The organism is Sphingobium sp. B11D3B (assembly GCF_025961735.1).
GTDB lineage: Bacteria > Pseudomonadota > Alphaproteobacteria > Sphingomonadales > Sphingomonadaceae > Sphingobium.
This window is the reverse complement of record NZ_JAOQOF010000001.1, coordinates 2,052,323-2,065,437: the sequence shown is the minus strand read 5'-3', so window position 1 is coordinate 2,065,437 and position 13,115 is coordinate 2,052,323. Positions and strand designations below refer to the sequence as shown.

At 59.6% G+C, this 13,115-nt stretch carries 15 protein-coding genes; 3 read left to right on the top strand and 12 right to left on the bottom strand.

Annotated elements, in window-relative coordinates:
- The first annotated feature begins 29 nt into the window (after positions 1-29).
- Positions 30-896 (top strand): SDR family NAD(P)-dependent oxidoreductase, encoded by an 867-nt coding sequence (locus M2333_RS09720; protein WP_264595009.1) that lies wholly within the window; start codon positions 30-32, stop codon positions 894-896.
- Between the two features lie 61 nt (positions 897-957).
- On the opposite strand, the gene M2333_RS09715 is transcribed toward M2333_RS09720, so the two are convergent.
- Both M2333_RS09715 and M2333_RS09710 read right to left on the bottom strand, forming a co-directional pair.
- On the bottom strand, positions 958-1,620 hold the full coding sequence (locus tag M2333_RS09715) for a hypothetical protein (RefSeq protein ID WP_264569603.1): 663 nt from the start codon (positions 1,618-1,620) through the stop codon (positions 958-960).
- 185 nt (positions 1,621-1,805) lie between these two features.
- The gene (locus M2333_RS09710) at positions 1,806-1,973 is read right to left on the bottom strand and encodes a hypothetical protein (protein ID WP_181558878.1); all 168 of its coding nucleotides are present in this window, start codon (positions 1,971-1,973) and stop codon (positions 1,806-1,808) included.
- Positions 1,974-2,196: 223 nt separating this feature from the next.
- On the opposite strand from M2333_RS09710, the gene M2333_RS09705 reads away from it, so the two are divergent.
- Complete coding sequence (locus tag M2333_RS09705; protein WP_264611615.1) at positions 2,197-2,331, top strand: entericidin A/B family lipoprotein; 135 nt, start codon at positions 2,197-2,199, stop codon at positions 2,329-2,331.
- A gap of 73 nt (positions 2,332-2,404) precedes the next feature.
- Here M2333_RS09705 and M2333_RS09700 read toward each other — a convergent pair whose 3' ends face one another.
- From M2333_RS09700 to M2333_RS09670, 7 genes are all read right to left on the bottom strand, one after another.
- Positions 2,405-2,983, bottom strand: a complete 579-nt coding sequence (locus tag M2333_RS09700; RefSeq protein ID WP_264611614.1) for a glycine zipper 2TM domain-containing protein — start codon at positions 2,981-2,983, stop codon at positions 2,405-2,407.
- Between the two features lie 197 nt (positions 2,984-3,180).
- Positions 3,181-3,561, bottom strand: a complete 381-nt coding sequence (locus M2333_RS09695) for a hypothetical protein (RefSeq protein WP_264586693.1) — start codon at positions 3,559-3,561, stop codon at positions 3,181-3,183.
- A 1-nt stretch (position 3,562) separates the two neighbouring features.
- Positions 3,563-4,081: a hypothetical protein gene (locus M2333_RS09690; RefSeq protein ID WP_264586694.1), complete on the bottom strand. Its 519-nt coding sequence runs from the start codon at positions 4,079-4,081 to the stop codon at positions 3,563-3,565.
- Positions 4,082-4,099: 18 nt separating this feature from the next.
- The gene (locus tag M2333_RS09685; RefSeq protein ID WP_181558882.1) at positions 4,100-5,152 is read right to left on the bottom strand and encodes a ribonucleotide-diphosphate reductase subunit beta; all 1,053 of its coding nucleotides are present in this window, start codon (positions 5,150-5,152) and stop codon (positions 4,100-4,102) included.
- A 164-nt stretch (positions 5,153-5,316) separates the two neighbouring features.
- Positions 5,317-5,505 carry a hypothetical protein gene (locus M2333_RS09680; protein WP_181558883.1) on the bottom strand — a complete coding sequence of 63 codons (189 nt, stop codon included), beginning with the start codon at positions 5,503-5,505 and terminating at the stop codon, positions 5,317-5,319.
- Entirely contained in the window at positions 5,502-5,918 is a 417-nt protein-coding gene (locus M2333_RS09675) for a PepSY-associated TM helix domain-containing protein (protein WP_264611613.1), read from the bottom strand. Before M2333_RS09675 ends, M2333_RS09680 begins: the two co-directional genes overlap by 4 nt.
- A 57-nt stretch (positions 5,919-5,975) precedes the next feature.
- Positions 5,976-6,329: a hypothetical protein gene (locus M2333_RS09670; protein ID WP_413716488.1), complete on the bottom strand. Its 354-nt coding sequence runs from the start codon at positions 6,327-6,329 to the stop codon at positions 5,976-5,978.
- Positions 6,330-6,549: 220 nt separating this feature from the next.
- Here M2333_RS09670 and M2333_RS09665 point away from each other — a divergent pair, with 220 nt between their 5' ends.
- Positions 6,550-6,948 (top strand): DUF2171 domain-containing protein, encoded by a 399-nt coding sequence (locus M2333_RS09665; protein WP_264569609.1) that lies wholly within the window; start codon positions 6,550-6,552, stop codon positions 6,946-6,948.
- Between the two features lie 343 nt (positions 6,949-7,291).
- Here M2333_RS09665 and M2333_RS09660 read toward each other — a convergent pair whose 3' ends face one another.
- The 3 genes from M2333_RS09660 to uvrA are packed head-to-tail and all read right to left on the bottom strand — an operon-like array spanning position 7,292 to position 13,064.
- A complete protein-coding gene (locus tag M2333_RS09660) occupies positions 7,292-8,251 on the bottom strand; it encodes an alpha/beta fold hydrolase (protein WP_264611612.1) in 960 nt (319 codons plus the stop codon).
- 47 nt (positions 8,252-8,298) lie between these two features.
- On the bottom strand, positions 8,299-10,011 hold the full coding sequence (locus M2333_RS09655; RefSeq protein ID WP_264611611.1) for a hypothetical protein: 1,713 nt from the start codon (positions 10,009-10,011) through the stop codon (positions 8,299-8,301).
- A 44-nt stretch (positions 10,012-10,055) separates the two neighbouring features.
- A complete protein-coding gene (uvrA, locus tag M2333_RS09650; RefSeq protein WP_264611610.1) occupies positions 10,056-13,064 on the bottom strand; it encodes an excinuclease ABC subunit UvrA in 3,009 nt (1,002 codons plus the stop codon).
- Between the last annotated feature and the right edge of the window lie 51 nt (positions 13,065-13,115).

Here is a 13,115-nt window from a genome sequence, read left to right as displayed (position 1 = left end):
GCGAGGCGCCGGGTTTGGAGAGGAAAGTCATGGAGATTGCGGGCACGACGGCGTTCATCACGGGCGGGGCGAGCGGGATCGGCTTCGGCATTGCCCAGCAGCTGCTCGCCAATGGCGCCAGGCTGGTGCTGGCCGATATCCGCCAGGACCATCTCGATGAAGCCAAGGCATTTTTCGAGGAACGCCAGCAGGGCCGCAATGTCCACACCATGCGGCTCGACGTGTCCGACCGCGACCAGATGCGCGAGGCCGCCAAGGAATGCGAGGCCGTGATGGGCGGACCGGAAATCCTGATCAACAATGCCGGCATCGATCCGTCCGGCCCGTTCGATCAGGCCACCTATGCCGATTGGGACTATGGCATTGGCGTCAATCTGATGGGGCCGATCAACGGTATCATGGAATTCACGCCCGGCATGCGCCGGCGGGGCAAGGGTGGCCACATCGTCAACACCGCGTCGCTGGCCGGGCTGACGCCGATGCCGAGCTTCATGGCCATTTATGCGGTGGCGAAGGCGGGCGTCATCACCCTGTCTGAATCGATCCGCGACAGCATGGCGCAGGACAATATCGGCGTGACGGTGCTGATGCCCGGCCCGATCAAGAGCCGCATCCATGAGTCCGGCCAGAACCGGCCGGAGCGTTTCCGCTCGGGCAGCGGCCTTGCCCAGACGGAGGATCAGCTCGCCAAGCGCGTGGTGTCCGATACCTGGATGGAACCGACGGAAGTGGGCGACATGATCGTCGACGCAATCCGCAACAACACGCTGTACGTGGCGACGCACGGGAATTGGAAAGACAATGTGGAGGAGCGCTTCAAGGCGCTGATGGCTGCGATGCCGGAGGCCAAGCCGTTCGATTTCGGCGCGACCCTGGCCGTGCCGGACGAAGACTGAGGATTGATCCGGACCCGGAGCGCGCCTGCCTCTGATGCGGGGCGCGCTCCCGGCGAGCCGCTTAGCGCTGCGTGGTCGTCTGGCTGGTCGTCGCCTGGACGGTCTGCACTAGCCCCGGCGTGCTGTTTGCAGCCGCAGCCCGCGCGAGCGAACCGTCCGGATCGGGCAGGCTGGCGGCCTTGTTCAGCTCCCACAGCAGGAACGTCGCCTTCTCGCTGAACGCAATGGGGGTCTGGTTCGCGACTTCGGCGAGCTGCGCCTTGGCCTTGGCGCAGAACTTGTCGCGCGACTGGGTGTTGGAATAGCGGTTGTAGAGCTTGGTCATATGGTCGTCATGGGCATCCTGCCACTTGCGACCGCCCTTGGCCTTGAACAGATCGACCTGCATCTGCGCGGCTTCGGAAAGCAGGCCCTTATGGACCGAGAGCATCCGGTTATAATCGGAGACCATCGCGGCATTGTCCGGCCCCTGGCAGAGCAGCACGGCGACGTTCAGGCCTGAGCGCAGGTGCCACATGTCCTGCCCCTTATTCTCACCGATCAGGATCGGCGGTGGCGGCGGCACTTCGATCAGCGGAACATTCTGTGGAATGGGAACGGGAATGTTCTGCAGCGGCGCTTCAGCGACCTGCTTGGCGGTGCATCCGGCCAGGGCCAGCAGCGGCAGAGCGGACAGTGCGACTGCGGCCTTGATCCGCCGGCCCCCGATCATGCTCAATGCCATAACATTCTTCCTCCCGAGGGGGCGCCATGGGTGGCGACCCTGTTCCCATCAAGAGGCGCTTATCCTCCTCTGATTCCACCAAGGCAAGACCCTTATGGACTCGATTCGTCGCACCGGTGGGAACCCGCGACTCGCCGAAATTCGGAGCTTTGCGGCGATGCGGTTCATTGCCGCTGAAAGTGGAATCAGTGTCGGGTGCCGGGGTGGGTGCGGGCTGCCTGTGCGCCGACCATATGCTGCAACACGATTACGCGCTGCCGCTCACGGTGCCAGTCGCGCGAGGGGTTGGCCTGAATTTGCGCAAGCAGGCTCTGCAGCTCCTGACGGCGATGCTCGATGGTGACCGGATCCATGCGGAAATCTCCTTCGATTGTACCGCTAGGAATACGTGCGCGCTGGAGACCGGTTCCCGCTGGAAACCCCCTTTCGGCAGCAATGCATCGCACATGTGCGCCTTTTCATCCGGCCGGGGATCACCAAGCCGGGATCACCAGCAGGCGGATTGCGCCGGATCGCATTTTTTCGGATAGTCGAGGGCGTTGGAAAACATCCGATAATCGGAAAGGGATCGAGGACATGAAAACAAGAAGGTCGGCGCTGCTTCTCGCGGTCGTGAGCGTATCCCTGCTCCTGTCTGCTTGCGCAACGGTGAAGGGCCTTGGCCGGGACATCGAGTCCGTGGGGCAGGCAGGTCAGGACGCGATGAAATAAGCGCTGCTGACAAAAGCCCGGCCCGCTGGGGTCAGCGCGCCGGGCTAATGCTACAGCTCTGTGTCGGTCCGGCTTAGCGGCAGACGACATCGCCCCGGTCGATCGACCGTCCGATCATCGCCCCGGCACCCGCGCCCAGCACGGCACCCAGGATCGAGGAGCGGCCGCGATCGAGCTGATCGCCAAGCAAGCCACCCAGCGCCGCACCGACGATCAGGCCGGTGGTGCCGTCCGAGCGGCGGCAATAATAGCGATCATCATAGCCCCGATACACGCGGGTATCGCGGTAGACGCGCACCGGCGCATAGCCGCCGCGATAGTATCGGTCCGCATAATAGCCGCGATAGCGCGGGTCCGGCCGGTTATAGTCATAGGCGTAGACGACGCGCGGGGCAGGGCGGACGACAGGGCGGCGATCGATCACCACAACCCGGTCACGGCCCCGGCGGTCGTCCCGATCCCAACGGCGATTGTCATGACGATAATCGCGCCGATCATCGCGGCGGTAGTCACGTCGATCGTCGCGGTCCCGCTGCCAATCCCGGTCATGCCCGCGACCCGGGTCGGCAAAAGCGGGGGTGGCGGCAAGACCGCCCACCGTCACGGCACCCAGCGCCAGCGCCGCGATGCTGTTCTTCAGAGCCTTGTACATCTGTCTCACTCCGATCCTTATTCTGTCTCTCCCGGCAGCGGGAGATCGGATCGGACTGTATCGCGAGTCGCCTGAACGGGTGGCGACGGGCGGTTCATTTGAGGGAAAGGGGTCTTTGAGGTGAGATGCATTGTGCAAATCGACGGCTGTACCGCCGGTTGAACAATCCTAAGTGGCTAGGGCGTTAATTTTTTCTCTTAAAAATCCTGATCATTATTCAAATTTCTAAGGATATTCTCGATTGCCTCATCCGACTTTTTTGACTTGCGATGAGCCAAATGATGAATACGCTTCATTAGAAGCCAATAGTTATCATATCCATCGACTCCGGTTTCTTCGCCAGACAACTCGTTATCGTTGAATGAGTCTACGATTTGATTTGACGCGTTTAGAATATAAATTATTTCAACTGGCGTTCCGTCCGATTCTTCTCCCGTATCAATTTCGACTCTATAGTTTCCAATATTTACTGATAGCCTATTGGTCCAAGGACTATTTTTCCAATCCAAAGACTTAGATATACTCTTATTGTATAAGAGATTAACTAAATTTCTATAGCGATCAACTTCGTCGGACATTTTAAGCGCTCTCACTCAAAAATTTTCTCAGCGAAATCAGAATGGTGTAATTATTCCGAATTGCTGCATTTAGTTTTTGAGAATCGGGAAATGCTGCTTGATTCGAAATAGCTTTCTCAATTCGACCACACATATTAACGATCTGCGCCGCCATTTTCTTAAGTTCATCGACCTTGTCGAAATCCGATGCCTCTAAAAAAACTACGATCCGAACCACCGCTCTCTGAGCGTCGTCATAACTGTCGACGACATCTTTCCAAGCTGTGTTGCGAAGATGCTTTCGTGCTTGATTTAGTGCATACTCCGCTTCTGCAATATCGCGAGCTGCATCATGTCTGTCGATGCGAAACCGGAAGTCCTTTACTGCTTGAGTGGCTGCGGCGGCAGCTGAGCTAGCTTTCTTAGCTTGCAGGTATGTAATTAAAAGTCCCACAAGCGTAAGCGCTGTTCCTACAACAGATGTCGCTAATCCGATTCCGCCGACTACTGACGAGTTGGCAGGGTCAGTCAGCCAATTCATCGTCTGTAGTCCTTCAATTTACTCCGCCGCCACCCCGGCCCGCGAGAACATGTCCTCGCCGCTATCGCTTTCGGCCTCGCCGTCATTGGCGCGCATTTTCTTGCGGCGGTCGAAGCTGTCCCACACCTCGTTCCAGTTGCCGCGCGTGGCGCCCTTGGAATATTCGGTGGCGCGCGTTTCGAAGAAGTTGGCGTGCTCCACGCCGTTGAGCAGCGGGGTGAGCCAGGGGAGCGGGTGCTCCTCGATCATGTAGATCGGCTGGAAGCCGAGCTGGCCCAGCCGCCAGTCGGCGATGTAGCGGATGTAGCGCTTGATCTCCTTGGCGGTCATGCCGGGCACCGGGCCTTGCTCGAAGGCGAGGTCGATGAAGGCATCCTCCAGCCGCACGGTCTTCTGGCAGCAATCGATAATGTCTTCCTTCACCGCCTTGGTCAGGCAGTCGCGCTCCTTCACGAACTCGTGGAACAGGCGCACGATGCCCTCGCAGTGCAGGCTCTCGTCGCGCACCGACCAGGTGACGATCTGGCCCATGCCCTTCATCTTGTTGAAGCGCGGGAAGTTCATCAGCATCGCGAAGCTGGCGAAGAGCTGCATGCCCTCGGTAAAGCCGCCGAACATGGCGAGGGTGCGGGCGATGTCCTCATCGCTGTCCACGCCGAACTGCTGCATGTAATCATGCTTGGCGCGCATCTCGTCATATTCGAGGAACATCGAATATTCGCTCTCGGGCATGCCGATGGTGTCGAGCAGGTGCGAGTAGGCCGCGATGTGGATCGTCTCCATGTTGCTGAACGCGGTCAGCATCATCTTGATCTCGGTCGGCTTGAACACGCGGCCATATTTGTCGTGGTAGCAATCCTGCACTTCCACGTCCGCCTGGGTGAAGAAGCGGAAGATCTGCGTCAGCAGGTTGCGCTCATGGTCGGAGAGCTTCTGCGCCCAGTCGCGGCAATCCTCGCCCAGAGGCACTTCCTCGGGCATCCAGTGGACCTGCTGCTGGCGCTTCCAATAGTCATAGGCCCAGGGATATTCGAAGGGCTTGTAGACCTTGGAGGCTTGGAGAAGCGACATTTTTCCGGGCTCCGCAATTGGGATGGCTGTAGGGCACAAATAACTAGATGAAGGGGGATGCTAGTCCAATCCACCACAATGTCTAGCGGTGTTGTGGCGTTCATCCACAGTAAATTTTGTGTCCCCGGCCTTGACTTTCGCCAGCGCCGCAGGCCGCCGTCGGTTCAGCCGGCCATGCGCTCCAGCCCCCAGGCGAACAGGGCGAGGATGAGCGCGAAGGAGAGCGCCATGGTGCCGGCGATGCGCTTGCCATAGACCCCCTGCGGCGTCCGCGCCTTGCGCGCGAGGATGAGCGCACCGCAGAGCGCAGCAGTGCCCGAGACGCCGGCCATGATGAGCGCCGGGAGGGTCATTTCCAGAAGATGTCGCGCCGTCCCCGGCTGAGGCGGTTGCGGAACATCTGCACATACATCCACATGCCGGAAATCGCGAAGAAGACGAGCGCGAAGCCGGAGAGCAGGGAGATGATCACGCCGACGGGGCCGAAAAACTCGCCCGAATGGAGATGATGGAACAGGCCGACCAGCTTGCGGGCGGGGTTCGGCGCGGCCTGTGTGGCTGGCGATGCGGCGGGCGCACCCGCAGTCGGGCCGGCCTTCTGTACCGCGACTGGCGTCTGCGCGGCCGGCGGGGCACCGCGCTCCTCGGTCTCGAACACGCTCCCCCGCCCGACCATCGCGGCGAAATGGCTGCCGAGGCCGGTCAGGGCGATGAACAGCATGAACAAGCCGATGAAGACGGTGGTCCAGCGATGCCATTTACGCATGGGTGCATCCTTTCTTGCGGAAGGCAGGTGTAGCGTCGGGTGAACGGGGGCTCGCCATCACCGGCCGCGCCATCGATCGACATAGACGGTCACCGTCTTGGTTTTGCGCGCGCCCACGCCGAAGACGACGATGCCGAGGAAATAGCCGAAATCGTACCAGCCGCCATTATTGGGCACGGCATAGACGGCGACATCGTCCGCGATCAGCGAGAGCGCCCAGGCGAAGGGAAAGATGAAGCCGTGCCACAGGCCGAGCAGGAAGCCCGGCGTATCCGGCGCGCTGCTCACCACCGCGGCGCTCTGCCGGGCGCATCCGCCGAGGATCAGCAGCAACGCTGCCGGCAAGGCGAGCGCGGCGCCGGTGCCGGCGGAGGGGCGGGGCATGGGGTGCGTGGTCATCGCGTCGGTCATCCGCTGCTATGTGACCGCTCCGGCGGCCGGACGCATTGACCCGTATCAAAAGCGGCGCGCGCCGTCTCGCGCCGGATTGCGCTTGGTGCCGGCCGTGAACAGGCCAGTCGTGGCTGCCATGCGCTGGATGGGGCGGGGTTTTCGGAACGCTCCGCCGCCTCGGCCGTTCTCTCTTCAGTACCATCTAGTTCATTGTATCTGCAGAGAAAAGGAGCGAGCCATGTTCGAGAAGTGGCGCATCAAGGAGCATATGGAAGTCGCGGATGCGAGCGGCCGCCATGTCGGCACCGTCGACAAGGTGGACGGCGATCTGCTGGTCCTCACCCGCACGGATTCGGCGGACAGCCGCCATCACCAGATCAATCTCGATTATGTCGACAGCATCCATGACGATCGTGTCACGCTCAAGCCCGATACGCCTATGCCCGAGGGCCTGACGATTGGCGGTGGCTATGCCGATGGCACGCGCCCCGGCGTGCAGTCCGGCGGCGTGAAGACGGACAGCTATGCCGGCAGCGCGGCGACCACCAGCACGACCGGCACCAACGAGAATTCGCAGATCTTCGGCACCAGCGGCCTTGGCACCGGCATGGGCGGCTCCGGCACGCCCTCGACCTGAGGCACGTTCACCCGAACAACCCCGGTGGCCGGGCCCCTCCCGCCCGGCCACCAACACATCGCTGCGACGAAAGAGCGCCTGCATGCGTCCGTCCGATGCAGCGAGACGGCCCAACGTGCGTCAGGCGCGATTGATCGCGCGGCCCTTGTTCCCTGGCCTGTCGACCCTATCTGATAGGGAACAGGTTCAGTGAATGCTGCACCCAAAGGGGTAGAAAGTCGCTTCTGCGGTGATCTCCCACACACAGCCGAGCGGCTGAAAAGGGTCCGGTCTCCCATCCCCCCACCCCCCGGGAGGCCGGACTTCTTTTCCGCTCACATCTTCCGAAAAATTGGTCCCGAGATCAATCGCGCAGGAAGGCCTGCAGCGCCGCGAGCGTCGCCGGCGGGTCGCTCTCCTGCAGATTGTGCGTGGCATTGGGCAGCGCATGGCCGCGCACGTCCCTCGCCTCGGCCTGCCACACGCCCAATATGTCATCGAACAGGCGCGGATAGAGCCCCTTGCCGGCCCAGATTGCGAGCAGCGGGCAGGTGATCTTCTTCCCCGCCGCCAGATCGGCATGGTCCAGATCCAGATCGACCGAGGCCGAGGCGCGATAATCCTCGCACATCGCGTGGAGCATCGCCGGGTCGAGCCGGTGGCGATCATATTCCCGCTCGATCTCGCTGGTCGCCTCGCCCGCCCGCGCCTTGTAGCGCGCCAGCGTCTCCTCCTCCGGAATGGGCGCGGGGCGCAGGAAGCTGAACCAGTGATAATAGCCGCGCACGAAGCCGAGCGTGACATGGCTGTAGAGATAATGCTCCGGCAATATGTCCAGCACCGCGAGCTTGCGGACCTTCTCCGGATGATCCAGCGCCATCCGCCGCCCGACCCGCGCGCCGCGATCATGCCCGACGAGCAGGAAGCGCTCATGGCCCAGATGCGCCATCACCTCCACGCCATCCTGCGCCATCGCCCGCTTGGAATAAGCCGAATGATCCGCGCCGCCCTCCGGCTTGCTGCTATCCCCATAACCGCGCAGATCGGCCAGCACGACGGTATAATCCCGCGCCAGCGCCGGCGCGACGAGATGCCAAGTGACAAGCGATTCCGGCGCGCCATGGAGCATGAGCAACGGCGGCCCCGATCCGCCCATCACGACATTGATCTCCGCGCCGCTGGTCCTGATCCGCAGATTGCGAAAGCCGGGGTAGAGCTTCTGCCAGAGCGGCGGGGTGGTGGACTGTGCTTGCGCGGCGTCGGTGGCGAGGCTCGCGGCGCCGACGGCGGCAGTTTGCTTGATGAAGTCGCGTCGGCTGTTCATGGGGCGGGCCTCTCCGGTTTTGCTGCGGACTATGCGCGCTCTCAGAGTCAATGTAGTATTTTTTGATTTTTAATCATGAATTGCATAATGTATGTAAAAAAATGTTCTATTAAAAATGCAGTGCCCGACATTGATGTGCAGTTCTGGATGTAGTTCGGATGGGTGGATGTTAGAACATTCGTGAAAGATCTACGGCGTTTATCATTTACAGACAAATGATAATTAATACTTTTAGGAGTAAGCTGGTCAAATTTTTCCATAGACTGCTCAAATAAATTCGAAAATGTGCCTGGTTCTTCCATTAGAAATAATGATATTATTGGATCCACGCAAGAGTGAGAAATTAAGCTAACAAATGAAGATGAGTTTTCTTGATTTTCAAATATATTCTGGACTCCATCAAAAAGAATTTTTGATTGTTTGTGTATTTCATTCCAAAGTAAAAAACATATATTTGAATCGAATGTGCGGTCTAGATCAATTCTCAACATCATGATCTTTGAAAGAGTGTTTTCGAGGTGTTCGAACGTGGCGTTAACGCTGCTATTGAAATCTATCGCGTGCAAATCTGAAAGTGCCAGATCGACTCCCTGGCGGATATGATTAGCCCAGCTTTCTCGATCAATTGCCGCTAAACTAACGAAGTCATCGATCCTTTTTAACGATTTCAGAAGGCTCAGTCCGCTGAGAGGGGTTCCGGTGCCTATCTCTCTCGTTTCGGGTAATCTCATGCCTCTCTGATAACACGAAAGTCGCGCGGCCAAGGCCGGCCATTGGGCGTGAAGCAAGGTCCTTTCCTCCACGTTCTTTGCAATAAATGCCGGCGAGTACAGGTCAACGCGCTGACAAGAGAATATCTGAGTGAAGCAATCTTCCGATCTTAAAATTGCTTCGTTGATGAGTCGACCAATGTCATTTGCTGATAGGTTTGTGTTGTACGTGAGGTAAATCAGTAAAGTTTCCATAGCCCAACCCAATCTGTCTTCGGAAGATGGGTGGGTCGAGTGCTCGTCTAATTCCCGTAAATGGAAATGATTTATGGCGCGTAAGCACAAATAAATGGCGGATGCTGTGTGGAATATTAGAGTGCGATCAGAGAAAAAATAGAATGTATTTTTCGAGTGATGAACGCTCCCTATGGTGGAGTTGATTAGCCAGAATATTGCTCTCCTATCAGCATCGAGTTCAAGCATGAATGAAGATTTCTGGCCAAATTCGTCTAATATAGTATTATTGTTATTTGCAAGTTCGTTGCGAAGTTGAGAATGGCCGTTCCAAATATGAGCGAGTTCATGATGGAATAAAAATCTCAACATGGTAGAGACAAAATAATTAAATACGGTATCTTCTCCGTATCCATTTTCAAAACCATGGTAAGAATCAACTGGGTCGTTTTTTAAACAATATTCTATCAGAAATTTACTTCTACTTCCTAATTTCACTCCATCGTAAAATAATAATCCGCTACTGATCGCTCTACCAACTATTTCATGAATGCATATCGCAGCTCCGACGTTGACGCCGATTAAATCTTTTCCTTCATAGGCTTTGCTGGCAGCGTTAAAACTCATATCCTCAAATATTTTTGGTTCCAGATTTATTCCAGAAATGACGTTTTTATCAAACTGATCTAAAATAAACTCTATATCATTCTTAATTAACTGGATAGAATCTATACAAATTCTATGAATGATGTTGCCGTCTGACCGAAGATCAAAAAATGTTGCCTTGGTTCCATTGGGGGCCGCAAAGTCGCTCATTCTCGTTCTCCCCACCCGCTATTTCAAGCGGCGAAACTATAGGGCTATTCCGCAGCCTCACTCACCGCCTTCTTCCCCAGCAATGGCGCCAGATACCGCCCCGTATAACTCCGCTTCTCCTTCACCACCTGCTCGGGCGTGCCGGTCGCGACGATCTCGCCGCCTTTCACGCCGCCTTCCGGCCCCAGGTCGATGATCCAGTCGGCGGTCTTGATGACATCGAGATTATGCTCGATCACCACGACGCTGTTGCCCTGCTCTACCAGCGCGTGGAGCACTTCGAGCAGTTTGCGCACATCCTCGAAGTGGAGGCCGGTGGTGGGCTCGTCGAGGATGTAGAGCGTGTTGCCGGTGGCGCGGCGGCTCAGCTCCTTGGCGAGCTTCACGCGCTGGGCCTCGCCGCCCGAGAGGGTCGTCGCCTGCTGGCCGACCTTCACATAGCCCAGGCCCACTTCCGCCAGCATGGCCATGCGGTCGCGGATCGGTGGCACGGCCTTGAAGAACTCGACGGCGTCTTCCACCGTCATGTCCAGCACGTCGGCGATGCTGTGGCCCTTGAACTTCACCTCCAGCGTCTCGCGATTGTAGCGTTTGCCGTGGCATTCCTCGCAGGTGACGTAGACGTCCGGCAGGAAGTGCATCTCGATCTTGATGACGCCATCGCCCTGGCAGGCCTCGCAGCGGCCGCCCTTCACGTTGAAGGAGAAGCGGCCGGGCTTGTAGCCGCGCGCCTGGCTTTCCGGCAGGCCGGCGAACCAGTCGCGGATGTTGGTGAACGCACCGGTATAGGTCGCCGGGTTGGAGCGCGGGGTGCGGCCGATAGGCGACTGATCGATGTCGATCACCTTGTCGAGATGCTCAAGCCCCTCGATCTTGTCATGCGCACCGGCGATCACGCGGGCGCCATTCAGCGCGCGGGCGCTGGCGGCATAGAGCGTGTCGATGGTGAAGCTGGACTTGCCCGAGCCGGAGACGCCGGTGATGCAGGTGAAGGTGCCGAGCGGGATGGACGCGCTGACGCCCTTGAGATTGTTCGCGCGCGCATTCTTCACGGTCAGCTTCTTGCCGCTGCCCTTGCGGCGCTTGGCGGCGACGGGGATTTCGCGCGTGCCGTTGAGATAATCGGCGGTGAGCGAGCCCTGCGTCGCCAGCACATCGGCCAGCGTGCCCTGCGCAACGATCTCGCCGCCATGCACGCCGGCGCCCGGCCCCATGTCCACGATATGGTCGGCCGCGCGGATCGCGTCCTCATCATGCTCCACGACGATGACGGTGTTGCCGAGATCGCGCAGGCGCTTGAGCGTCACGAGCAGCATGTCGTTGTCGCGCTGGTGGAGGCCGATGCTCGGCTCGTCCAGCACATAGAGCACGCCGGAGAGGCCCGAGCCGATCTGGCTGGCCAAGCGGATGCGCTGGCTCTCGCCGCCCGAGAGCGTGCCGCTGGTGCGGTCCAGATTGAGATAATCGAGGCCGACATTGTTGAGGAAGCCGAGCCGCTCGATAATCTCCTTGAGGATGGCCTTGGCGATCTGGTTCTGCTGGTCGGTCAGCTGCTGGGGCAGGGCGGTGAACCAGGCGAGCGCATCCACCACGCTCATGCGGGTGGGGGTGGCGATGTCCTGCATCGCGACTTTCACGGCCAGCGCCTCGGGCTTGAGGCGCGCGCCGCCGCAGGTCTCGCAGGGCTGCGCGGTCTGGAACTTGCCCAGCTCCTCGCGCATCCAGGCGCTGTCCGTCTGCAGCATCCGGCGGTTGAGATTGCCGATCACGCCCTCGAACGGCTTGGAAACGCTGTAGCTCTTGCGCCCATCCTGGAAGGTGAGGGTGACCGGCTTGCCGCCCGTGCCGTGCAGGATGATGAGGCGCACCTCACCCGGCAGTTCGCTCCATGGCGTCTCCAGGCTGAAGCCATAGGCCTTGGCGAGGGAGGCGAGTACCTGCATGTAATAGGGGCTCGGCGGATTGGATTTGGCCCAGGGCACGATCGCGCCCTTTTTGAGGGTCAGCGCCTCATTGGGGACGACGAGCTGCTCGTCAAACTCCAGCTTCTCGCCCAGGCCATCGCAGGCCGGGCAAGCGCCCTGCGGCGCGTTGAACGAGAACAGGCGCGGCTCGATCTCCTGAATGGTGAAGCCGCTGACCGGGCATGCGAATTTTTCGGAGAAGATGATGCGGTTGGCCGGGATGCCGGCGTTTTTCATGCCGGTCTTGCCTTTGGCACTGCCTCCGTTCGCATCGAGCGAAGTCGAGATGCCAGCAGCGTTCTCCTCTTGTGTCTCGACTTCGCTCGACACGAACGGGGAGGGCGTGCTGCCCAGTTCCGCCACCGTCCCCTCAGCCAAATCCACATAAGCCAGCCCCTCGGCCAGCTTGAGCGCCGTCTCGAAGCTCTCCGCCAGCCGCTGCGCCATATCCTCGCGGACCACCACGCGGTCCACCACCACCTCGATGTCGTGCTTGTACTTCTTGTCGAGCGCGGGGGCTTCCTCGATGGGGTAGAACTCGCCATCGATGCGCACGCGGGTGAAGCCGGCGCGCTGCCACTCGGCCAGCTCCTTGCGATACTCGCCCTTGCGGCCCCGCACGACCGGGGCGAGCAGATAGACCCGCGTCCCCTCCGGAAGCGCCAGCACGCGGTCGACCATCTGGCTCACCGTCTGCGCGCTGATCGGCAAGCCGGTGGCGGGGGAATAAGGCACGCCCACGCGCGCCCACAGCAGGCGCATATAGTCGTAGATCTCGGTCACGGTCGCGACCGTGGAGCGCGGGTTGCGGCTCGTGGTCTTCTGCTCGATGGAGATGGCCGGCGAGAGGCCGTCGATATGCTCGACATCCGGCTTCTGCATCATCTCCAGGAACTGGCGCGCATAAGCGGAGAGGGACTCCACATAGCGCCGCTGGCCCTCGGCATAGATGGTGTCGAAGGCGAGGCTCGACTTGCCGCTGCCCGAGAGGCCCGTGATGACGACCAGCGCATCGCGCGGCAGATCCACGTCAATGCCCTTGAGATTGTGCTCGCGCGCGCCGCGCACCGAAATATGGGTAAGGCTCATGAGCGGTGTTCTATCTCTGTTCCTGAAGGGAATCCAGCGGCAAGGTTCAGC

Excerpts from the sequence above, each read along its gene's own strand:
- M2333_RS09695 (WP_264586693.1), bottom strand. The coding sequence starts at position 3,561 with ATGTCCGACGAAGTTGATCGCTATAGAAATTTAGTTAATCTCTTATAC.
- M2333_RS09680 (WP_181558883.1), bottom strand. The coding sequence starts at position 5,505 with ATGACCCTCCCGGCGCTCATCATGGCCGGCGTCTCGGGCACTGCTGCG.
- M2333_RS09675 (WP_264611613.1), bottom strand. The coding sequence starts at position 5,918 with ATGCGTAAATGGCATCGCTGGACCACCGTCTTCATCGGCTTGTTCATG.
- M2333_RS09655 (WP_264611611.1), bottom strand. The coding sequence starts at position 10,011 with ATGAGCGACTTTGCGGCCCCCAATGGAACCAAGGCAACATTTTTTGAT.
- M2333_RS09660 (WP_264611612.1), bottom strand. The coding sequence starts at position 8,251 with ATGAACAGCCGACGCGACTTCATCAAGCAAACTGCCGCCGTCGGCGCC.
- M2333_RS09710 (WP_181558878.1), bottom strand. The coding sequence starts at position 1,973 with ATGGATCCGGTCACCATCGAGCATCGCCGTCAGGAGCTGCAGAGCCTG.
- M2333_RS09685 (WP_181558882.1), bottom strand. The coding sequence starts at position 5,152 with ATGTCGCTTCTCCAAGCCTCCAAGGTCTACAAGCCCTTCGAATATCCC.
- M2333_RS09715 (WP_264569603.1), bottom strand. The coding sequence starts at position 1,620 with ATGGCATTGAGCATGATCGGGGGCCGGCGGATCAAGGCCGCAGTCGCA.
- M2333_RS09700 (WP_264611614.1), bottom strand. The coding sequence starts at position 2,983 with ATGTACAAGGCTCTGAAGAACAGCATCGCGGCGCTGGCGCTGGGTGCC.
- M2333_RS09670 (WP_413716488.1), bottom strand. The coding sequence starts at position 6,329 with ATGACCGACGCGATGACCACGCACCCCATGCCCCGCCCCTCCGCCGGC.
- uvrA (WP_264611610.1), bottom strand. The coding sequence starts at position 13,064 with ATGAGCCTTACCCATATTTCGGTGCGCGGCGCGCGCGAGCACAATCTC.
- M2333_RS09690 (WP_264586694.1), bottom strand. The coding sequence starts at position 4,081 with ATGAATTGGCTGACTGACCCTGCCAACTCGTCAGTAGTCGGCGGAATC.
- M2333_RS09720 (WP_264595009.1), top strand. The coding sequence starts at position 30 with ATGGAGATTGCGGGCACGACGGCGTTCATCACGGGCGGGGCGAGCGGG.
- M2333_RS09705 (WP_264611615.1), top strand. The coding sequence starts at position 2,197 with ATGAAAACAAGAAGGTCGGCGCTGCTTCTCGCGGTCGTGAGCGTATCC.
- M2333_RS09665 (WP_264569609.1), top strand. The coding sequence starts at position 6,550 with ATGTTCGAGAAGTGGCGCATCAAGGAGCATATGGAAGTCGCGGATGCG.